23 protein-coding genes are annotated in these 21510 nt (G+C 41.5%); 14 read left to right on the top strand and 9 right to left on the bottom strand.

Translation table 11 applies throughout. From position 1 onward, the window contains the following. The first annotated feature begins 7 nt into the window (after positions 1 to 7). The 12 genes from MTP09_RS13990 (at position 8) to ypfJ (ending at position 12458) form a co-directional block, all read left to right on the top strand. Positions 8 to 3112, top strand: coding sequence for a TAT-variant-translocated molybdopterin oxidoreductase (locus tag MTP09_RS13990; protein ID WP_243549208.1), 3105 nt, complete (start codon positions 8 to 10; stop codon positions 3110 to 3112). 18 nt (positions 3113 to 3130) lie between these two features. Then, positions 3131 to 4528: an NrfD/PsrC family molybdoenzyme membrane anchor subunit gene (gene nrfD, locus MTP09_RS13985; protein WP_243549206.1), complete on the top strand. Its 1398-nt coding sequence runs from the start codon at positions 3131 to 3133 to the stop codon at positions 4526 to 4528. Continuing rightward, positions 4515 to 5036: a DUF3341 domain-containing protein gene (locus tag MTP09_RS13980; protein ID WP_243549204.1), complete on the top strand. Its 522-nt coding sequence runs from the start codon at positions 4515 to 4517 to the stop codon at positions 5034 to 5036. Before nrfD ends, MTP09_RS13980 begins: the two co-directional genes overlap by 14 nt. 4 nt (positions 5037 to 5040) lie before the next feature. Next, a complete protein-coding gene (locus tag MTP09_RS13975; RefSeq protein WP_243549202.1) occupies positions 5041 to 5778 on the top strand; it encodes a c-type cytochrome in 738 nt (245 codons plus the stop codon). A gap of 13 nt (positions 5779 to 5791) precedes the next feature. Continuing rightward, positions 5792 to 7123, top strand: coding sequence for a quinol:cytochrome C oxidoreductase (locus tag MTP09_RS13970; RefSeq protein WP_243549200.1), 1332 nt, complete (start codon positions 5792 to 5794; stop codon positions 7121 to 7123). A gap of 201 nt (positions 7124 to 7324) precedes the next feature. Further along, complete coding sequence (locus tag MTP09_RS13965; protein WP_243549198.1) at positions 7325 to 7555, top strand: hypothetical protein; 231 nt, start codon at positions 7325 to 7327, stop codon at positions 7553 to 7555. After that, the gene (locus tag MTP09_RS13960) at positions 7477 to 8076 is read left to right on the top strand and encodes a hypothetical protein (protein ID WP_243549197.1); all 600 of its coding nucleotides are present in this window, start codon (positions 7477 to 7479) and stop codon (positions 8074 to 8076) included. Before MTP09_RS13965 ends, MTP09_RS13960 begins: the two co-directional genes overlap by 79 nt. A gap of 293 nt (positions 8077 to 8369) precedes the next feature. After that, positions 8370 to 9548: an NTF2-like N-terminal transpeptidase domain-containing protein gene (locus MTP09_RS13955; protein ID WP_243549195.1), complete on the top strand. Its 1179-nt coding sequence runs from the start codon at positions 8370 to 8372 to the stop codon at positions 9546 to 9548. Position 9549: 1 nt separating this feature from the next. Beyond that, entirely contained in the window at positions 9550 to 10086 is a 537-nt protein-coding gene (locus MTP09_RS13950; RefSeq protein ID WP_243549193.1) for an adenine phosphoribosyltransferase, read from the top strand. A gap of 108 nt (positions 10087 to 10194) precedes the next feature. After that, the gene (locus MTP09_RS13945) at positions 10195 to 10905 is read left to right on the top strand and encodes a YfgM family protein (RefSeq protein WP_243549191.1); all 711 of its coding nucleotides are present in this window, start codon (positions 10195 to 10197) and stop codon (positions 10903 to 10905) included. A gap of 10 nt (positions 10906 to 10915) precedes the next feature. Next, the gene (gene ribH / locus MTP09_RS13940; protein ID WP_243549189.1) at positions 10916 to 11431 is read left to right on the top strand and encodes a 6,7-dimethyl-8-ribityllumazine synthase; all 516 of its coding nucleotides are present in this window, start codon (positions 10916 to 10918) and stop codon (positions 11429 to 11431) included. Between the two features lie 172 nt (positions 11432 to 11603). Continuing rightward, a complete protein-coding gene (gene ypfJ, locus MTP09_RS13935) occupies positions 11604 to 12458 on the top strand; it encodes a KPN_02809 family neutral zinc metallopeptidase (protein ID WP_243549187.1) in 855 nt (284 codons plus the stop codon). A 256-nt stretch (positions 12459 to 12714) separates the two neighbouring features. Here ypfJ and MTP09_RS13930 read toward each other — a convergent pair whose 3' ends face one another. The 4 genes from MTP09_RS13930 to MTP09_RS13915 form a co-directional block, all read right to left on the bottom strand. Next, positions 12715 to 12942 (bottom strand): YtxH domain-containing protein, encoded by a 228-nt coding sequence (locus MTP09_RS13930; RefSeq protein ID WP_243549186.1) that lies wholly within the window; start codon positions 12940 to 12942, stop codon positions 12715 to 12717. A 107-nt stretch (positions 12943 to 13049) separates the two neighbouring features. Further along, entirely contained in the window at positions 13050 to 13529 is a 480-nt protein-coding gene (locus tag MTP09_RS13925; protein ID WP_243549184.1) for a copper resistance protein NlpE, read from the bottom strand. A gap of 144 nt (positions 13530 to 13673) precedes the next feature. Next, positions 13674 to 15299, bottom strand: coding sequence for an L-glutamate gamma-semialdehyde dehydrogenase (pruA, locus tag MTP09_RS13920; protein ID WP_243549182.1), 1626 nt, complete (start codon positions 15297 to 15299; stop codon positions 13674 to 13676). Positions 15300 to 15395: 96 nt separating this feature from the next. Next, positions 15396 to 16046: a metal-dependent transcriptional regulator gene (locus MTP09_RS13915; protein WP_243549175.1), complete on the bottom strand. Its 651-nt coding sequence runs from the start codon at positions 16044 to 16046 to the stop codon at positions 15396 to 15398. Between the two features lie 94 nt (positions 16047 to 16140). Here MTP09_RS13915 and MTP09_RS14420 point away from each other — a divergent pair, with 94 nt between their 5' ends. Together MTP09_RS14420 and MTP09_RS13910 are read left to right on the top strand one after the other, a co-directional pair. After that, complete coding sequence (locus tag MTP09_RS14420; protein WP_263008867.1) at positions 16141 to 16266, top strand: hypothetical protein; 126 nt, start codon at positions 16141 to 16143, stop codon at positions 16264 to 16266. 10 nt (positions 16267 to 16276) lie between these two features. Continuing rightward, positions 16277 to 17308, top strand: a complete 1032-nt coding sequence (locus MTP09_RS13910) for a threonine aldolase family protein (RefSeq protein WP_243549173.1) — start codon at positions 16277 to 16279, stop codon at positions 17306 to 17308. A 9-nt stretch (positions 17309 to 17317) separates the two neighbouring features. Here the strand turns inward: MTP09_RS13910 and MTP09_RS13905 are convergent, their stop codons facing one another. From MTP09_RS13905 to mutL, 5 genes are read right to left on the bottom strand one after another with little or no spacing between them, the layout of a single operon-like run. Then, positions 17318 to 17659: a hypothetical protein gene (locus MTP09_RS13905; RefSeq protein ID WP_243549171.1), complete on the bottom strand. Its 342-nt coding sequence runs from the start codon at positions 17657 to 17659 to the stop codon at positions 17318 to 17320. 29 nt (positions 17660 to 17688) lie between these two features. Beyond that, complete coding sequence (locus tag MTP09_RS13900) at positions 17689 to 18072, bottom strand: hypothetical protein (protein WP_243549169.1); 384 nt, start codon at positions 18070 to 18072, stop codon at positions 17689 to 17691. Between the two features lies 1 nt (position 18073). After that, entirely contained in the window at positions 18074 to 19051 is a 978-nt protein-coding gene (locus MTP09_RS13895; protein ID WP_243549167.1) for an endonuclease/exonuclease/phosphatase family protein, read from the bottom strand. A gap of 10 nt (positions 19052 to 19061) precedes the next feature. Next, entirely contained in the window at positions 19062 to 19700 is a 639-nt protein-coding gene (locus MTP09_RS13890; RefSeq protein ID WP_243549165.1) for a rhomboid family intramembrane serine protease, read from the bottom strand. A gap of 6 nt (positions 19701 to 19706) precedes the next feature. Further along, positions 19707 to 21467: a DNA mismatch repair endonuclease MutL gene (mutL, locus tag MTP09_RS13885; protein WP_243549163.1), complete on the bottom strand. Its 1761-nt coding sequence runs from the start codon at positions 21465 to 21467 to the stop codon at positions 19707 to 19709. Between the last annotated feature and the right edge of the window lie 43 nt (positions 21468 to 21510).

The raw sequence follows: 21510 nt of genomic DNA, 5'->3' as shown, positions 1-21510 counted from the left end.
AGTATCAATGTCTTCAAATAAAATACAATTCAGAAGTATCCACGAACTGGAAGATCCAACCTTAACAGGAAGGTTGGCTCAAAAGGAATTCCTTGAGGAAATCCCAGTGGATGAAAAAACGGGAGAGTTAAAAGCAAACGAATCTGAGCAGAGCGGAACTTCTCGTAGAGATTTCCTTAAGCTTCTTGGTTTCTCCACCGCTGCTGTAACTTTGGCAGCTTGTGAAGCTCCCGTGATCAAAACGATTCCTTATGTGGTGAAGCCGCACGAAATTATTCCGGGAGTCCCAAACTATTACGCATCTACTTATTTTGACGGTTACGACTTCGCAAGTGTTTTAGTGAAAACCAGAGAAGGAAGACCGATCAAGATTGAACCAAACCCGATGGCAAACGCATTAGGTAAAACCAATGCAAGAGCACAGGCATCAGTTCTTTCACTCTATGATAACGACAAAGTAAAGCAGCCAAAACTTGACGGTAAAGATGAAACTTTCGACAAAGTTGACGATTTCGTTATTAAAGGATTGACTTCAGCACAGGCAAGCGGAAAGAAAATCGTACTTCTTTCGCATTCTTTCGCGTCACCGACTTTCAAGAAATTGTTTGCCGACTTCAAGACGAAATTTCCTACTGCGGAACTGGTAACTTATGATTCTGTTCCTTATTCTGCAGCTTTGGATGCAGCTCAGGAAGTTTTCGGACAGAGAGCTTTGCCGGTTTACGACCTTTCTAAAACTCAATTGGTCGTTTCTTTCCAGGCGGATTTCTTGGGTGAATTCAACGGTGGAACTTTAGAAACCTCTTATGCAGCGGCAAGAAAGCCAGGTGCGGATATGTTGAGACACATTCAGGTTGAATCGAACATGTCTTTGACTGGAGCCAATGCTGATACAAGAATCCAGTTGAAACCAAGCGCCGTAAACAAAGTGCTTGTTGAAGTTTATAACGGATTAAATGGAGGTTCCGTAAGCAAAGAAGCGGGCGAAATTGTAAAAGAACTTCAAGCAAAAGGAAGCAACGCTGTTGTTTTCGCGGACGGTTCTAAAGCTGCCCACGTTTTAGCGCACCTCATTAACCAAAAACTAGCATCAACCGCTTTCACAGGTAAGGCAAACTTCCTGAAAGAATTTGACGGAGCGAGATATCAGGAATTCCTTTCTTGGATGAACTCGGGTCAAGTTGGCGTGTTGATCACCAATAACGTAAACCCAATCTATTCCAGCAATAAAGGAGAAAACTTCAAATCTCTTGTAGCAAAAGTACCTACAGTGGTTGCAATTGCCGACAAGAAAAATGAAATGTACAAAGCTGCGAAAGCGGTAATTCCTGTTGCTAACTGGTTGGAATCTTGGGGAGATATGGCGCCGCAAACAGGTGTTTATACATTGATGCAACCAACGATCCAAAAGATCTATAAATCAAGACAGATTGAGGATTCCCTTCTTGTTTGGATGAACGGAAAAGGAAATCCTGCAAATAACTATTACGATTACCTTAAAGCAAACGCAACAACCTTAATCGGTGGAACTACTTTCAACAAAGCACTTTACAATGGTGTCTTAGAAGGCGGAAATACAGCGACACTTGCTTACACAGGAGGAAACGCAGCACAGGCAGCAACCGAATTGGCTAGCTTCAAAGCATCTGATTTGGAACTGGTGCTTTATACCAAAACCGCGATGGGAGACGGAACTCAGGCAAACAATCCATGGTTGCAAGAATTGCCGGATCCGATTACGAGAATGACCTGGGACAACTACCTGACTATTTCTCCGAAAGATGCGAAGCGTTTAGGAATCAAGAACAATCTGAATGCGAGAATGCAGTTGGACGGCTCTATCGTGAACCTTACTGCAAATGGAGTTACCATTAAGAACGTTCCCGTTTTTGTACAGCCAGGTCAAGCTGAAGGTTCACTCGGTCTTGCCTTGGGTTACGGTAAAAAAGATTCAGGTAAAGTTGCTGAAACTGGTGTAAACGCTTATCCATTGTTTGATGGTTCTAACACTGTTCTATCAAATGTAACGATCGAAAAAACTGGTGAAGAGCACGAGTTCGCAGGAATGCAGCTTCAGAATACTTTGATGGGCCGTTACGAAATTGCGAGAGAAGTTCCTCTTGACACTTTCCTTAACGTAAAATTTGATGACGAAAAAGACGGTTGGAATAAACCATTGGAATATCACACGATCGGTGGAGCACTTCCTGCAGCGAAAGTTGACCTTTGGGATGCTTTTGATGATACGGATGGGCCACACTTCAACTTGTCAATCGACCTGAACTCATGTACTGGTTGTGGAGCGTGTATCATCGCTTGTCAAGCAGAAAACAACGTTCCTGTAGTTGGTAAGAAAGAGGTGAGAATGTCCAGAGATATGTTCTGGTTAAGAATCGACCGTTACTACACCACCGATATTCCAGCAGGAATGGATAAGAACAAAGACGGCAAACTTTCTCAAGCAGAAGCAGTCGACGCAGGTCTTGATGTTCCTGGAATGTATGGTCACTTCCTGAGCAAAGAAAGCGGTATTCTGAACCACCCTGCAGATAATCCGGATGTAATTTTCCAACCGGTGATGTGTCAGCACTGTAACCACGCTCCTTGTGAAACAGTTTGTCCGGTTGCGGCAACTTCGCACGGTAAGCAGGGACAGAACCAAATGGCTTATAACAGATGTATCGGTACAAGATATTGTGCAAACAACTGTCCGTATAAAGTAAGAAGATTCAACTGGTTTACTTATAACCTTAACGATAAGTTCGACTACAACCAAAACAACGATTTAGGAAGAATGGTACTGAATCCTGACGTGGTGGTAAGAACGAGAGGGGTTATGGAGAAATGTTCAATGTGTATCCAAATGACTCAGAACGTAATTCTTGAAGCCAAGAAAGAGGGAAGAGTTGTGAAAGACGGCGAATTCTCCACAGCTTGTGTGAATGCTTGTTCTACCGGAGCAATGAAGTTCGGGGATATGAACGACAAAGCTTCTGAAGTAAGATCACTTTACGGAAGCAACAGAAGATACACCTTGCTCGAGGAAATCGGTACGAAACCAAACGTTTTCTACCACACTAAAGTAAGAAACAGAAAAGAAAATAAAGTTTAAATAATAAATAGGTAAAAAATGTCAGGACATTACGAAGCTCCGATAAGGGAACCTTTAATTATTGGTCACAAAACTTATCATGATATTTCAGAAGATATCGCACGACCTATCGAAGAAAGAGCCGGAAAACTATGGTGGGTTTCATTTTGGGTGGCTTTAACGCTATTCGTTTATGGATTCGGCTGTATTGCTTACACCATCGGAACCGGAATCGGTGCATGGGGACTCAACAGAACCAACAACTGGGGATGGGATATTACCAACTTCGTATGGTGGGTAGGTATCGGTCACGCCGGAACGCTGATTTCTGCGGTACTATTGTTATTTAGACAAAGATGGAGAATGTCGGTAAACCGCTCTGCTGAGGCGATGACCATCTTCGCGGTAGTTCAGGCGGCAATCTTCCCGGTAATTCACATGGGTAGAGTTTGGGTTGGTTATTGGGTATTCCCGTTGCCAAACCAGTTCGGTTCACTTTGGACCAACTTCAACTCGCCGCTACTTTGGGACGTATTTGCGATCTCTACTTATTTCTCCGTATCGACCGTTTTCTGGTTTATGGGATTGATTCCGGACTTCGCGATGATCAGAGATCGCGCAAAAACTCCATGGACGAAAAGAATCTACACCTTCCTTGCATTTGGATGGGGCGGTAAAGCAAAGCACTGGCAAAGATTCGAGGAACTTTCACTCGTTTTGGCAGGTTTGGCAACACCACTTGTATTCTCGGTTCACACCACAGTATCCTTCGACTTCGCGACATCGGTTATCAAAGGATGGCACTCCACAATTTATCCTCCTTACTTCGTTGCCGGTGCGATTTTCTCAGGATTCGCAATGGTACAGACGCTTTTGTTGGTTGCACGAAAAGTTTGTCACCTCGAAGAGTACATCACCATGTACCACATCGAGATTATGAACATCGTAATCATCGTAACAGGAGGTATGGTTACCGTAGCTTATGCAGCGGAATATTTCATCGCATGGTATTCAGGTTCAAGATATGAGGATTTCACGTATCTTTCACCGGGTGCCGCTACAGGTCCTTATTGGTGGGCTTTCTGGTCACTGATCATCTGTAACCTTGTAGTTCCTGCATCGTTTTGGTTCAAGAGATTGAGAACAAACATTATCTGGACTTTCATCGTGGCATTGATCATCAATATCGGGATGTGGTTCGAGCGTTTCGACATTATCGTAATCAACATTGCAAGAGATTACTTGCCTTCAGGTTGGACGATGTTTAAACCTACAATTATCGACGTGGGCGTATTCCTCGGAACAATCGGGTTCTTCTCTGTACTGTTCCTTCTTTACGCAAGAACATTCCCGGTAATCGCACAGGCGGAATTGAAGACTATTTTGAAAATTTCAGGTGAAACTTATAAAGCTAAAGAAGAAGATGAGCACCACTAAAAGAATATACGGTATCTATGCCGACGACGATGACTTACTGAACGGCGTTCATGCGTGCAACGACAAGGGAATCAAGATTGCGGAAGTTTACACGCCTTTCCCAGTGCACGGTCTTGACAAAGCTTTAGGTTTAAGAAAGACAAGAATCTCCGACGCTGCCTTTATTTATGCAGTATATGGAGTAACGATAGGAATCTTGGTGACTTGGTACACCATGAATCACGACTGGCCACAAAATATCGGTGGTAAACCCGCATTCACCTGGGGCGAAAACATGCTTGCATTTGTGGTTCCGATGTTTGAATTGATGGTTTTCTGTGCAGCACACATGATGTCGCTTACCTTCCTGGTAAGAAATAAGATGTATCCTGGTTGTCCACCACAAAACCCGGACCCAAGAACTACCGATGACAAATTTATGATGGAATTTGTAACCGACAATGTGGACGCAGTGAAACAAATCCTGATTGATACTAATGTAGAAGAAATAACTGTAAAAGATGCTTAATACAATGACAAAGAATATTTTAAAAATTACAGCTATCTTAGGTTTTGCAGCAATTTCATTGAGTTCTTGCAGCAAGCAGAACCCACCTTTGGTATATTTCCCCGACATGTATTTCCCGGTAGCATACGATCCTTTGGCTAAAGCAGAAGACGCTTACTCAAAACATGAGAACGAAATCCCTGCTTTCGTAAAACAAAACGGAGCGACTGGATTAGGTCCTGTAAACGGAACTGTTGCGCAAAACAAAGAAGGAGTTGCCGACGAAGCTGCAAATACAGCGATGACAATGGATCAGTATAATGCAGGATATGACGCATCAAAATTGGTGACCGCTTCACCACTTGATCCGGCAAATCAGCAGAAAGATCTTGAAAGAGGCAAAGACCTTTACAACAAAACCTGTGCAGCATGTCACGGAACTGGTGGCGACGGACAGGGATCGATTGTAGCGAGCGGTGCCTATTCCGGAGTACCAAACTATAAAGACCGTCAGATCACGGTTGGTTCAGTACATTATGTTTTGACCAATGGTAGAAACGCGATGGGCTCATTTGCAGGTCAACTGAAACCAGGTGACAGATGGAGAGTTGCAATGTATGTGATGAATGAATTTAAAGGAGGAATTAATCCGGCTCCTGCAGCGCCTGCAACAGCCACTGCAACCACACCGGATCCTGCGACAGCCGCTCCTGCTCCTGCAGATGCTGCCGCAGCAAGTGTAACAACCAGTCCTAAAAAATAAAAAGAATTAAGAAATGTATAGTTTTTCACCAAAATTAAGATTATATTCAATCATATTCATCGTTCTGGGATTAATACTTTTTGGAGCTGGTTACTTCATGAATCATGGTATTGATGATGCAAGAATTGAACATATGATGGAGGCGGCACATTCCGGTGGAATTACCGCACCTACGCATTCCAGTGAAATGGTAGGTCCGCAAGATCATCAAGCACATTTGGATCATGCAACGATGCAGGTTCACAACCAACCGCTTGCAGCAGTACACACCATTGCGGTATTCTTGTTCGCATTGAGCTGCTGTGCACTGTTTTTCTACAGTATCCAAAATGCTGCTCACGCAGGTTGGCCAATCATTATCCTGAGAGTAATGGAGGCAATCGCGTCATTCATTCCGTGGGCAGGAGGAGCGTTGATTATTTTAACCATCCTGAATGCAATGCATTTCGGGCATCTTTTCCACTGGATGGATCCATCGTTGACCACTCCTGGAGATGCACATTTTGACCCAATTCTTTACGAAAAGAAAATCTTCCTCAATATCCCTTTCTACGTATTCAGAACAGTTCTTTATGTAGTGGGTGCAACATTTTTTGCATGGAAGCTGAAGTCTCTTTCCAAAAAAGTTGATGAAACCAAGAGCAGAAAAGTTTACGCAAGCTATTACAGCTGGAGCGTTGGCTACATTGTATTCTTCGGATTCGCTTCTGCACTTTGGGCATGGGATTGGTTGATGTCGATTGATCCGCACTGGTATTCCACAATGTATATTTGGTATGCGATGGTAAGTGCTTTGGCGTCATCGATCGCGGTAATCATTTTGATCAGTGTTTACCTTAAGAAAAATGGTTTCCTTCCACAGTTTAATGACAACCATCTGCACGATTTGGGAGTATTCCTTTTTGCAACGAGCATGCTTTGGACTTATACCTGGTTCGCTCAGTTCATGTTGTACTGGTACGCAAACATTCCTGAAGAGGTTAACTACTTCTTCGGAAGATTCGAATACTACAGAGAAACTTTCCTTCCAGTGATGATTTTCGTTTTCTTGCTTCCATTATTGGTATTGGTAAGTTCGAGCATCAAGAGAAATTACAAGGTGGTGACTACCATGGCGGTAATCGTAGTTTGCGGTCAGTTTATGAACTACTTCAATATGGTGATGCCGGGAACAGTTGGACCTTACTGGAAAACTCCAGAAGTTCTTCTATTGAATCTTGGAGCAGTATTACTGTTTGTAGGATTGTTCGTTTTCGTCGTGATGACGGCACTTTCTAAGCTTAAACTCATCCCGACAGGAAACCCATTCCTGAAAGAATCTGAGATTTATGAATATCCGTTCTAATGGATAGATTTCTCAATAACATCATTCCGGTTAATTTTTTAGCCGGAATTTTTTTTAACTTAGAATCTGTCTTATTTTGAAGAAAATTTTCCGCCCTTTAGGGTTGGGGTAAAGAAAATTTCCGATATATTTTTTTAAATAAATTTTATCCAGACTCTTGCATTAACCATAAAAAAACTGATTTCCCTCTTATTAATCTCGGTGAGTTTTATTTTCGGATTTGCTCAAAATATTACGTTCATTTCTGAAAATTCAGGAATGCCGCTTCCAAAGGTGATGGTTTTTAACATCGATGGCGATTTGGTGACCACTTCGAGTAATGACGGAACTATTGAAAAATCGTCTCTGAATCCATGCAACCTGAATACGACTTGGTTTACGACAATTTCATTATTGGAAAACTCAGAAGTGGTGATCTTGACCAGAACGTGATCAGACTCCGTGAGAAAATTGTAGAGGTAGAACCTGTTGTGATTAAGAATAATGCGAAAGTAAAATATCTTATTTTGAAAGGAAATTTCAATTCCTATGTTTTTGTCAACAATAAGTTGAATTCGTACACGGACGGAATTGTGACATTCATTTTCGATAATAAAACCAAGACTCTGAAGTCAAGAAAAGTTCAGGAATACAGGGTCTTCGATTTGGTTAATCCCGGTGAAAGCGGAAAAAACACTTCGGATTGGGACTATAAATTTTTTCTGGAAATTCCGGATATGAAGAGCGTTGTAAATATGGAGGAATTCAGAAATGACAAGAATGCAGTTGTTAAAGAAGTTTCGGCAGCCGGCAAAGATGTGATGGAAGTGAGAAAGAAGCTGCTTCAAGACAAGGAGTTTTCACTTTTTGGTTACCGTTTTTTCGACTCCAACACCGCGCTCGACTTTGCATTTGATAAAGACTCGCGAAAACTGTATCGTGATTTGGTTGAATATTCCGATAACAGGAGCTAAAATTAAAGCACAAATCCGAAACCAACTTCAACCAGCTCATCATCCAGAGAAATTTTTATCCGACGGAAATTGAATATGCTGAAAGTGACAAAATTCCGGAAGTGAAATTTAGAACAGCCAACAGTTCTTACCGAACTAAATTCTGGCAGAACGAAGGCTTCCCCAATTTGCAGAAAGTATTTCAGAATTTCTTCAAAAACGATTTGAAAGAGGTTATAAACAAAACTTCCGATTAGAAAATTTACCCGGCTTTATGTCGGGATTTTTTATAAATTTGTGAAAACCTCAATGCAATGAAAAAAGTTCTTTTGCTGTTGCTTTTCGGCTTGTTTCTCGTAAGCTGTAAGAAAGATAAAGTTGACGCAACCAATCCGAAGGCGTTCCAGTCGAGTATTAATGATATGGCGACAAGCTTAAACACCCTTCAGCAGGTGAAGTTTAACGAGGCGCTATACATCCTGAAAACCTTCGGCGTCGATGCGGAAGGTGATGTGAACGAGATTAATGCGTTAGGAAAACTCATCAACGGAATGAAGGTTCCGGGAATTCTATCGCTTGCAGACCAGGTCGCACAAAAGAACGGTATCGATTGGTCGAGTAAAGGTCCGCCTTCTTTGGGCGAGATGAATATCTTCGGAAACGAGGGCGCAAAAGAATCCGATCCGAACGATATTACGGCAAGTTCATTAGACATTCTCGTGGAACCAGTTGCGACAGACAATATTTTGGGAGCGCAATCTGTGAAAGTGCTTCCGCGGCTTGTTGACAATTCCGGAAAAAATGTCGCGTTCAGCGGATCTGCCTTAGAGACAGTAATGGAGGTTTCGAGTGGTGGAAATAGAATCTTCACTTCCAAAAATTTGATGCAGGACAATAATTTCAAGGGCTTTAACCTGAGATTTGCTTCGCTTCCAGCGCAGAAAATCATCGACAACAAAATTGACATTACCGTTTCGGTGAAAACCACGAAGAAGACCTTCAAGATGTCGAAAGTGGGTGTTGATGTAAATCCAAAAGCTTTGCTGATGCCTGCAGGAGATCCGGAACTCAATCCGGCAAACCCGACTGCGATTGATGACGACCTTGCTTCGCCAGATTTGTCCAATCCAGCAGAAAATGGAGGAACCGGTGGAACAACGGGTACCACAAAACCAATCGGTGATCCAAAAAGCAGCGTTACGAAATTCCTGAACAATCTTGGTTCGCAGAACTTCAAAGCAGCTTATGACACTTCCGACAATCCGAACTGGGGTTCTTACGAAACCTTTTCCAATCCAACTTCTGGTTTTGGCGGGGTGAAGAACATCAGCGTTAAGAATGTCTCAACCAACAGTTCTTCTGCCAATGCAGCGAGTGTAAACGCAACCTACGATGTTACTGACAAGGAAGGGAAAACCACCGCTTTGCAGGTAACTTTCGGTTTGAAAAATGTGAATGGAGAGTGGAAAATCTCCAGCTATAAAATCAATTAAAATGACCAATCCGGAACTTATCAAGAAATTAGAAAGCACCATCGAGAATATCCCTGATTTTCCAAAACCTGGAATTCAGTTTAAAGACATCACACCGATATTTCTGAATCCTAAACTGTACGAGGAAGTCATTGAAGATTTAGCCAATTTCAGCCGCGGAAAGATCGACGCAGTTTGCGGAATCGAAAGCAGAGGTTACCTTTTCGGGATCGCCATCGCAGTCGCACTCGAAGTGCCATTCATCCTCATCAGAAAAAAAGGCAAACTTCCGCCGCCATTTGTAGGTCAGAAATATGATTTGGAATATGGTTCTGCAGAAATTGAAATGAGAACCGGTCAACTCCAACCCGGCGAGAGGGTGCTGATCCACGACGACTTACTCGCAACTGGCGGAACTACGGAAGCCGCCGCAAAACTCGTTGAAAAGCAGGGCGGAAAAGTTACCCAGTTCAGCTTCCTGATCGGCTTGAAAGATCTGTGCGGAACAGACCGGCTGAAACAGTTCGACGCTGAAATCCACCAGATTCTGGAATATTGAGATTAAGGTCAAAACTACTGATCAAAAAACCAAAATTGTTTTATTCAAACAATATTTTGTATATCGCTCAAAAACAGTTAAATTTGCACTCAATTTTTTATAGAGATTATGGCAAAGTTCAACAAAAAACCAAATAAAAAAGAGCTTGAAGGAAAGGAAACGGTAGAAGTTTTCAGAGACCTCGACAAAACAGCATTCGATACTGAGCAGTTTATTGAAAAACACGCGAAAACATTAATCACTGTTTTCGGAGCTTTGGTATTGGCAGTTTTAGGTTATTTCGCTTTCCAGCAGTTTTATCTGGGACCAAAAAATGAGGAGGCAACAATGAGCTACCTCGCTGCACAAAAAAATCTTTCAGACGGGAAAGATGAACTTGCTTTTGGTGGAAAAACCGCTGCAAACCCTGGTTTCATGGGAACTTACAATAACTTCTCCGGAACCAAAGTAGGAAAACTTTCTGCTTACAACGCAGGTCTGCTGAAATTCAAGGAGGGTAAATATCAGGAAGCTTATGACTTGCTCGACAAGTTTTCTTCTGAAAATGCAACCTTGATGGCTTTGAAATATGGCGCAATGGCCGACTGTATGTCAAATCTCAACAAAAACGACGACGCACTTTCACTTTTAGACAAAGCGACTACCGCTTCAGACGATCCTTACACTTCCTACTACTTCACCAGAAAAGCAGGAATTATGGCGTTGGCAATGAAGAAAAATGCGGAAGCTAAAAAATACTTCTCGACGATTGACGAAAAGTTCCAGGATTATGACAACGGAATGTCGGATTCATACATCGAAATGGTAAAATATTATTAAAAAATACAAAATGGCTACTGTAAATCTTTCAGATTACAAACCATTGCAACTAACTGATGCCGGTTCTTTCAGAATCGGTATCGTTGTTTCAGAATGGAACGGTTTCGTAACTCATAACCTTCGCGACGGCGCTTTGGAAACTTTGAAGAAAGAAGGTGTCCTTGAAGAAAATATCCAGCTGTTTTCTGTTCCCGGAGCATTTGAACTGAATTATGCTTCCATGCAGCTCTGCAAGGAAAGAACGTTCGATGCCGTAATTTCTATCGGATGTGTGATCCGTGGTGAGACGCCGCACTTCGACTACGTGTGTTCCGCAGTTGCGCAGGGAATCAAAGACTGCAATATCTTAACCGATACTCCCACGATCTTCTGCCTATTGACGGACGACAATAAAGAACAGTCGATTGCAAGAAGTGGAGGAGATTTGGGAAATAAAGGGGTAGAAGCTGCTGCGACGGCATTACAAATGATCGACTTTAAACGAAAGCTTTCGGTGAAGAAAGGTCATATCGGTTTTGGCAGCTAAATCATTTGCTAAACCTCATAGGTTTCGAAAACCTATGAGGTTTCCTAAATTGTCGAAAATTAATTTCCGCTTCAGTTCTTTTTGCACAAAAATTGATACCGTAGAATAATACACTCAGATTTTTCGTACTTTTAACATTGATTTTAATTCCATAAAAAATAATCGACAAGTTATGAAATGGACAAACGATAGAAGCCAAAATGTTGACGACCGACGCGGAAGTGGCGGCGGTGGCGGACTTTTGGTTGGTGGCGGATTGGGAACACTCATCATCGCTGCAATTATTTTCTTCCTTGGCGGCGATCCTTCGGCAATACTTTCCTCGGGAATGAATAGCGCGCCACAAACAGAGCAACGCGATTTGACGCCAGATGAATTGAAGGTAAGAGATTTTGTTTCAATGGTTACCGCAGAAACCGAGAAAACTTGGGGAAGAGTGTTCCAGGACAACGGAATGCAGTACCGACCACCAAAAGTAGTAATGTTTGAAGCAGTGACACAGTCAGGATGCGGAACCGCGCAAGCTGCAATGGGGCCGTTTTATTGTCCTGCTGACCAAACCGTTTATATGGACATGAGTTTCTTCCGTGAACTGCAGCAAAGATTCGGTGCTAAAGTGACGGAGTTTTCTGTAGCTTATGTTTTGGCACACGAAATCGGTCACCACGTACAAACGCTTTTAGGAACGACACAGAAAGTGGATCAGCTCCGAAGAAGCGGAAGATATTCTGAAGCGGAAATGAACAGGGTTTCTGTAGCGACCGAACTTCAGGCGGATTTCTACGCCGGACTTTGGGCAAGACAAACTCAAAACCGAGAAAATATTTTGGAACCGGGAGATATTGAATCTGCAATTTCTGCAGCGGAAGCAGTAGGTGACGACAATATTCAAAGCCGTTCGCAAGGATACGTTAATCAGGAAGGATTCACTCACGGTAGTTCTGCTCAGCGTAAGGAGTGGTTCATGAAAGGTTACAACACCGGAGATATTCGGCAGGGAGACACTTTCAACACGCTCTTGAAATAATTGCAAGCCCTGGAAATTCTTTTCCGGGATTTTTTTAAAACTACCAACTCGGAGATCGAAAAGAATTCCCTGAAAATAAACCTAAATTTGCTCCCTTTAGGGGATGGGGTAATCAAATTTAGGTTTATTTTGAAGACCACATAAAATAATTCCACGTAAAAATACACAAACCGCAACTTTACAAAAACCGCCGCATCAATTGGTGCGGCGGTTCTTTAGTGTTATGAATGTGAATTTACTTTTAGTTCTGATTCATTTAATCCTGAACTGTAGTTTTCGCTTCGTCAACTTTGTTCTGAACTTGGGAAGCAACTTCATTTGCTTTGTTTTTCAGATCACTTCCCCATTTGTTGAAGTTGTCTTTTGCGGTGTTAAGTTTATCCTTTACTGCTTGTTGCTCTTCTGGAGTAGAGTTTTTGTATTTCCACCAAGCGAGTGCTCCAAGTCCTAATAAAGCTAATAAACCGTTTCTTTTAGTGCTCATAATTGTAAGTTTAAGTTATTTTTCAAAAAATTTATTTGACATCTATTCAATTGTAAAAAGCGTGCCATTAGTCAAATTGAATCTTTAAAATTTTGTTAAATAAAAACTTATAGCTTCTTTGTCAGTTTGTAGTCCTCTTTCATGGATCGGTCACCAACTTTTTCTGCCATAAAGACTTGGTTTTCACCCACTAAGAATACTTTGCTTTCATTAGGATCTTGGTCATCTTTCAAGGTAATGAAACTTCCATCCTTACTGAATTCGAAAGTTCCTTTGTCCACAAAGTTCTGTTTTTTCTCGCCGATATAGCTTGATTCCAACACATAAGTTTTGTCGGTATTCAAAGTCAGGGTGCTCTCAATTCCCGGACAGGAAGCGCATGGAATCGTTCCTTTGTAAGTGCCGTTCCAATCCACCGAGTTTTCAGTAGTGTGTCCGTCGGAAACTTCCATTACTTCTGCTGAATCTTGCGGAACAACTTCTGTTGTGGTTTCGGAGGTTGTAGTTTCGGCGGTCTTTTCATTTTTGTTTTGACAGGATCCCAAAATCAAACCCGTCAATAGAAGTGGGAGCATTAATTTTTTCATTATTAAAAGATTTATGGCTCGTTAGAAGCAAATAATGTGCGACAAAAAGCAAACCTCGAAATATTACCAAAAATTAATATCAAAAAAAATCCGCAGAATTTCTTCCACGGATTTACTTGGCTCTTTTAACTTGGCTCTTGGCTCTTAACCAAGATACGGATACTTATAATCTTTTGGACTTACAAAAGTTTCCTTAATACTTCTCACAGAAACCCAACGAAGAAGGTTCATCTTAGACCCCGCTTTGTCGTTGGTTCCTGAAGCTCTCGCTCCACCAAACGGTTGCTGACCAACAACTGCTCCGGTTGGTTTGTCGTTGATATAGAAGTTTCCTGCGGCATTTTCCAAAGCTTTGTATGCTTCGTCGATCGCATATCTGTCTTGAGCGAAAATTGATCCAGTCAAGGAATATGGTGAGGTTTCATCAACTAATTTCAATGTTGCTGCCCAATCTTTATCTTCATAAACATAAACGGAAAGGATTGGTCCGAAAATCTCTTCGCACACCGACTCGTATTTCGGATTCGTCGCCTCGATTACGGTTGGCTCTACAAACCAGCCCTTTTTGTCGTCGCATTTTCCGCCGATAATCACTTTAGCGTCTTTTGATTTTTGCGCTCTCTCGATATATCCTTTACATTTTTCGAATGAATTTTGGTCAATCACCGCATTCACGAAGTTCGATGGATCTTCAGGACTTCCCATTTTGATGGTTTTCATTTGTGATTCCATAACTTTCTTCACGTCTTTCCATAAAGATTTTGGAACATACGCTCTGGAAGCGGCGGAACATTTCTGACCTTGATATTCGAAAGCTCCTCTTACCAAAGCGGTTGCAACTGCGTCAACATTTGCGGAAGGATGCACCATTACGAAGTCTTTTCCACCCGTTTCGCCCACAATTCTTGGGTAGGTTTTATAGTTGTGGATATTGTCGCCCATCAGTTTCCACATGCTCTGGAAAACGCTGGTTGAACCGGTGAAATGTAATCCCGCGAAGTCAGGATGCGAAAGAACTTTTTCAGCAGTTTCTTTTCCGCTGGTGAAAATCATGTTGATCACACCATCTGGCAAACCTGCCTCGGTAAAGATGTCCATAATTACTTTTGCAGAAAGAATCTGTTTGTCGGAAGGTTTCCAAACCACCACATTCCCCATCATCGCCATACACGAAGGTAGATTCCCAGAAATTGCGGTAAAGTTGAATGGAGTCACAGCGAAGCAAAATCCTTCCAACGGTCTGTATTCTGCACGGTTCCAAATTCCGTTGTCAGAAACAGGTTGCTCGCTGTACATTTCGGTCATGAATTCCACGTTAAATCTAAGGAAATCAATCAGTTCGCAAGCGGAGTCGATTTCTGCCTGATGCACATTTTTACTTTGTCCGATCATGGTCGCGGCGTTCAGTCGGTCTCTGTAAGGACCTGCGATCAAATCTGCGGCTTTAAGGAAGATTGCGGCGCGCTGTTCCCAACCGAGGTTGTTCCATTTTTCTCTTGCAGCCAAAGCGGCGTTAATCGCGTCGTCCACATGTTTCATGGTTCCTTTGTAATAGAAACCGAGGTCGTGTTGGTGGTCCTGTGGCGATTTCAGGGGAACTTCGTTCTTGGTTTTCACCTCTTTTCCTCCGATCACCATTGGAATTGCTGACTTTTCTTTCCACATTTTTTTATAGGTGGAAATCAGGGATTTCACTTCAGCCGATCCCGGTTCATAAGTTCTTACGGGTTCGTTCACCGCATACGGAACCTGTGAAATTGCTTTTGACATATCTTTAATTTTTATTGAATTTATTGTGATTGTTACAAAGTTACGGCAATTATTGCTGGTTTCAAAACAGCATTTTTTTACCTGAAAAATTTTTTGTTAATGTTTGACAAGGATCTTTTCTGTAACAGTTTTGCTGAGGATGGTTTCCTTTCCGTCGATTTCTACAGTCATTGAGCGGTCGTAGTTTTCGATTTCGATCACTTTGATGGTTTTGCTGAGTTCAAGTTTTTTGGCGTTTAAGAAATTCAGGAAGTCGTCATTCGAACTCGTGACGGAAGAAAACGTAACGCGGTCTCCCTTTTCACACTTGCTGAGCTTCTGCAAATCCTGGGCGATAATATTTCCGTCCTTGTCGGGAATCGGCTCACCGTGAGGATCAAACTTCGGATAATTCAAGATTTCATCCATCTTGTCGAAGAAAATTTCGGAATGCACATGCTCAAGTTGTTCCGCGATTTTGTGAACATTTTCCCAGCCGAAATTCATTTTTTCTACCAGGAACATTTCCGTTAAACGGTGTTTGCGTACAACAAGAGCGGCTTCCCTTTTCCCCGATTCTGTAATTCGCAATGGTTTGTAGCTTTCGTAAATCACCCATTTTTTGTCGGCAAACTTCTTCATCATATTGTTTACACTCGGCATTTTTACATTGAGGAATTTGCTGAGTTCGTTGATGGTGACCGAATTTTCTTCATTAATGAGATGAAAAATGGCTTTCAGATAGTTTTCTTCAGTTAAGGAAATCATGAAGTTAGATGCTGTTTAATACAAAACTAACAATTTTATTTTGGAACAAAAAACACACTGAAGAAACAGTGTGTTTAGCTCTGACTGTTGTTATATGGGAAAATTAACAAAAAAGGAAATGATACAGCCAGTATTTATTGAAAAAATTGGTGGTATTTCTATTGCAAAGATTGGAATTCTTTCTGGAATAAAACACCGTGAAATCACCCATTTTTTCTAAATTTATATCCATGAAATATTCTTTCAAAAACGATTATTCCGAAGGTGCGCATCCAAGGATTTTGGAAGCTTTGGTGAAATATAATTTCGATCAGCAAAACGGTTACGGACTCGATGATTACTGCAAAACCGCTGCTCAATTCATCCTTGATAAAACTAAAAACCCACATTCGAAAGTTCATTTCGTTTCGGGTGGAACTCAGGCAAACTTGATCGTGATTTCTGCTTTTCTGCGTCCGCATGAAAGTGTAGTTTCCGCGGAAACGGGTCATATCTTCACCAACGAAAGCGGTGCGATTGAAGCGACAGGACATAAAGTTCACGGTGTTCTTACCAAAGATGGAAAACTGCGCGTTGATGATATTCAAAAAGTAATCGATGTTCACCAAAACATTCCGCATCAGGTGAAGCAGAAGCTGGTCTATATTTCAAACTCTACTGAAGTTGGAACCATTTACTCTAAAGAGGAATTGCGAGATCTGTATGAATTTTGCCAGTCAAAAAACCTATACCTTTTTATGGACGGTGCGAGATTGGGGCATGCATTAACCGCAGAAACCAACGATTTGACTTTAGAAGATATTGCTCAAAATACTGACGCTTTTTATTTAGGAGGAACTAAAAACGGTGCATTAATCGGAGAAGCAATCGTCATTAACAATAAAAATCTACAGGAGGAATTTGGGTTTCACCTCAAACAAAAAGGAGCGATGCTTGCGAAAGGTCGCCTTCTCGGAACTCAGTTTCAAGAATTATTAAAGGACAATTTATATTTTGAATTAGCCGACCACGCCAATCAACAGGCGATGAAATTAAAAGCTGCTTTTAAAGAAATTGGGTGTGAATTTCTTTCGCAGACTTTTACCAACCAGATTTTTCCGATTCTGGAGAACGATCAAATCGAGCGACTCTCCCAAAACTTCGATTTCTACGTCTGGAAAAAAATCGATGATAAAAAGTCGGCGATCCGATTGATTACTTCATGGGCGACAAGCGACGATATTGTCAATACAATGATTAGGGAAATACGCTTGCTTAAGTGACTTAGGATGCTATTTCTTCAAATCATCTTTAATTTTATCAGCACCTTTTTGCACTTTTTCCGCACCTTTATCGGTGGCTTCTTTAAGGTCGTCACCTGCTTTTTCTAATTTTTCACCTGCTTTCTTTGCAGCTTCATCTATTTTTTCGCCAGCTTCGTTCAATTTTTCTTTGGCTTTATCAACGGTTGCGTTGATTTTTGCTGAATCTAAAGCGGTAGTTTTTTCCGTCTCGAATGTAGTTGTGGTAACAGAACCATCGGGATTTTCAGACGTTTCGACTTTGGTTTCAGATTGTTTGCAGCTCATTAAGCCCAGTGAAATAATTCCTGCGGCTAAAATTGTTGATTTCATAATTCTTAATATTAATTAGTGAATTGAATCTATGGATTACTCTGATTATCAACCGACGGCGTTTCCGTTTTTGGTTTTTCCTGTTCCTTGGTTTTTTTGGCTTCCTCTGCTTTTTTCTTTTCCTCTTCGGCTTTTTTGTCGGCTTTCTCTTTTTCCTCCTTCAATTTATTTGCCAGTTTTTCTTCTTCCAATTTTTTGCGGACTTCGCGTAACGAGTCCTGGTAAATTTGTGATGACATTCTGATTCTTCGTGCGACATCCACCGAAATAGCGCCCGCCGAAAACGAATCTTTCGCCACGGTGTCATAGGGTGGAATGCTGCTGGTTTTTGCTTCAACAAACTCGGAATCTGCAGTTTTCTTACCACACGAAAACAGCGTCAAAACCAATGTGCATAAAAGTATGTTTTTCATTTTAATCTATTTTAAATTCCGCAATCACCGGATAGTGGTCGGAGATTTTTACGGAGCGGTCCACTTGATAATTGACTGGCTTGATCGACTTCGAACAAAAAATGTAGTCGATTCGGATCGGGAATTGATAATCGTGGAAACTTGTGCCACTTCCGTTTCCAACTTCCATAAAAGTATCCTTTAGGTTTTTACCCAAATGGTAATACTCATAAGAATTCGGGACAGCATTAAAGTCTCCAGCTAAAATCACGGGATACGGAGAATCGTCGATGGCCTTTCGAATTTCCGCAATTTCATTTTGATGGATTTTAAAGGTTGGGATCAATTTGCCGACAATGTATTTAACCTTTGGTTTATAGGTGTTGATTTCTGGTGTTTCCGTGAGTTTAGTTTTCTCAAACATGAACGGATGAAGATATACAGATATGAACCTTATTATTTTTCCATTCACTTCAATATCACACAAAAGTCCACCGCCGATCTCGGTTTTCACAAGAATTTTTTGGCTTACAATCTTTAACTTTGAGTTTATTGCAACAACTTTGTGATCCATTTGAGAGTAGGGATAACCCGGTATATTGAAGTCCGTTCTGTATTCCTGCACGAGAACTACATCTGCGTCTACCGATTTAAAATAAGAAAAAATTTCTCCATATCCGTCCTGAACACTATGAATATTGGCAGTGACAATTTTCAAATTTGGTTTCTCTGTAGATTTTTCACTGTAGTTCACCCATCTCCTCGTAGGATTAATCAATATTAAGGACAACAGTAAAAAAACCAATCCTCTTTTTTTTCGCGAAACTGCCCAAAAAATAAGAAGCAGCAAGTTGAGAATCATTAAAACCGGAAAAGCCAGCGAAAGCAAATTCAGATAAGGAAAGGTTTTCGGCGGAACATACGCGTTGAGCAAAGTTCCCAACAGAAAAATCATGATGAAGAAATGAGCAACCGTTAAAGTAAACCTTATTAACTTCATTCAGTTTCTATTAATCGATTCTGTACTGGTTGTCTTTCCAACTTTTTGCCAAAATATAACCCACGATTGCTCCGCCGATATGTGCAAAGTGGGCAATACCGCCCATCGAACCGCTGAAACCGAGGTATAGCGAAATTACGATAATTCCGGGTAAAAGATATTTCGCCTTGATTGGAAAAGGAATAAACATAAAGAACAATTTTGCATCAGGAAACATCGTGGAAAATGCAGCGACCACTCCGAAAATCGCGCCTGAAGCTCCCATCATCGGGATGGAATAAATTTCCTGCACGTTTGCTCCTTGCATAATCTCAAAGTAATTCCAGCCACAGTTCAGCAAATAGGCGCCAATTCCGCTCAAGAAATAAAGCATTATATATTTTCGCTCCCCTAAAACCTGCTCCAAAACTGGTCCGAAACTCGCCAAAGTCAACATATTAAAAAGGATGTGCGTCAAACCAATTCCGTAACCCATCGGTGCGTGCATAAACATATGCGTGATGATTTGCCACACTCTGAAAAACGGCGACTCTATATAGAAAACCGAAAAAATATCATAAAGCTGCGGATAAACAAAGTTCGAAGCCAAATAGAAAATCACATTCAGAATGACAATATTTCGGGTAACCGGCGTTAGTTTTGGAAACATAATTTCTTAAAATTTATTTTTCAGTTCTTCTAAAGGAAGTTCGGTAAAGCACCTTTTCCCGTCGGGTAAATATTCCGGGAAACCAAGCACGGTGAAATCTCTGATCACCTGTTCGGCATCGATTTTATAAATGAAGTCAAACCGGGATTTGCTTTGCATTTTGTTCCACTGGTTTCTGTAGAAGTTCATGAACTCGTCTTCTGTTTTATATTCCAGGATTTCAAAAAGATTCTCCATAAACTTCATCACCTGGGTTTCCTTTAAACCTATGGGAACTGCGTCAATCCTCAAAACATTGTCATTTGCAATTACCATTTCGAAACCGAGTTCCGGCAAAAACTTCTTGATGGAGCGGAACTTATTCTTCTCGATTTCGTTCATGTGGTATTCCAGCGAGAAAAGCAAAGTATGTCTTTCGTTGCTGATTTTCTTCTTCGCATTTCTTTCGCTCACCACCAATCGGTGCATCCTGCCTAGATCGAGCATCAGTGTTTTTCCACTTTTATTAAAAAGCCAGTAACCGTTCGGTAGCCGCATCAAATCCTCATCAAAATCCTCATCTTCGAAAAGGTTAATTTTTGAAGGTTCGGCTGGAATATTTTGCTGGTAGATTTCCGTCATTGCAATCTTTTCGCCTGCAGAAGCTGCTTCCTCTTTGAAAGGATTGTAGTTTCTGTCCACCGAAATTTCGGGTGCCTTGAAAGTGCCGCCAGTTGGTTTTTGATGTACAAAAGCGTCAATCGAAGCGTCGCGGTCGAAATCCAGACTTGGGGCAACATTATAAATCCCGAGCGATTTTTTGATCGTGGAACGGATCAGCGCGTAAATCAGATTTTCATCTTCGAACTTTACCTCAGTTTTTTGGGGATGAATATTTACATCGACTTTCTCGGGATCCAGCTCCAGGAAAAGGAAAAACGTCGGAATATAACCAGGTAAAAGAAGTCCTTCGAACGCATCCTGAACCGCTTTATTGAAATAAGCGCTTCTGAAAAATCTACCATTAACAAAGAAAAACTGTTCACCACGAACTTTCTTCGCACCTTCCGGTTTTGCTACAAAACCATTGAGTTTAATCCAACCCAAATCTTCTTTGATCGGAACCAAAATCGGCTGAAGTTTTCTGCCGAAAATTTCGACAATCCTTTGTAGTAGGTTCGATTTCCTTAAACGGAAAATGATATCGTCGTTGTGGAACAGCTCGAAATCCAGATGTTCGTGAGCCAATGCAACTCTTTGGAATTCATCAATGATATGGCGGAATTCCACATTGTTGTTCTTCAGAAATTTTCTTCTTGCAGGGACGTTGTAAAACAAATTTTTCACGAGAAAGTTTGAACCTTCCGCAGTTTGAATCGGTTCCTGAAACTGCAATCCGCCACCTTCAATGTAGATGTTGGTGCCAGTTTTTGCGTCTTTTGCTTTCGTCTTCAGTTCAACCTGTGCAACTGCCGCGATGGACGCCAAAGCTTCGCCTCGGAAACCTTTGGTCGAAATTCTGAAAATATCTTCTGTGGAATTTATTTTGGAGGTGGCATGTCTTTCGAAAGCCATTCTCGCATCGGTTTCGCTCATCCCAATTCCGTTGTCAACCACTTGGATCAGGTTTTTTCCCGCATCACGGATGATGAGCTCGATTTTGGTGGCACCTGCATCTACGGAGTTTTCCATCAGTTCCTTTACGATGGACGCAGGTCTCTGAACCACTTCACCGGCGGCGATTTGGTTGGCTACATGATCCGGCAAAAGCTTGATGATGTCCGACATTTTCTTAAACCCACAAAAATAGTGATTAGTTTTCTTGCTTTCT

This window comes from Chryseobacterium suipulveris, from assembly GCF_022811685.1.
Classification (GTDB): domain Bacteria; phylum Bacteroidota; class Bacteroidia; order Flavobacteriales; family Weeksellaceae; genus Kaistella; species Kaistella suipulveris.
This window is presented reverse-complemented; position numbering and strand designations above follow the sequence as displayed.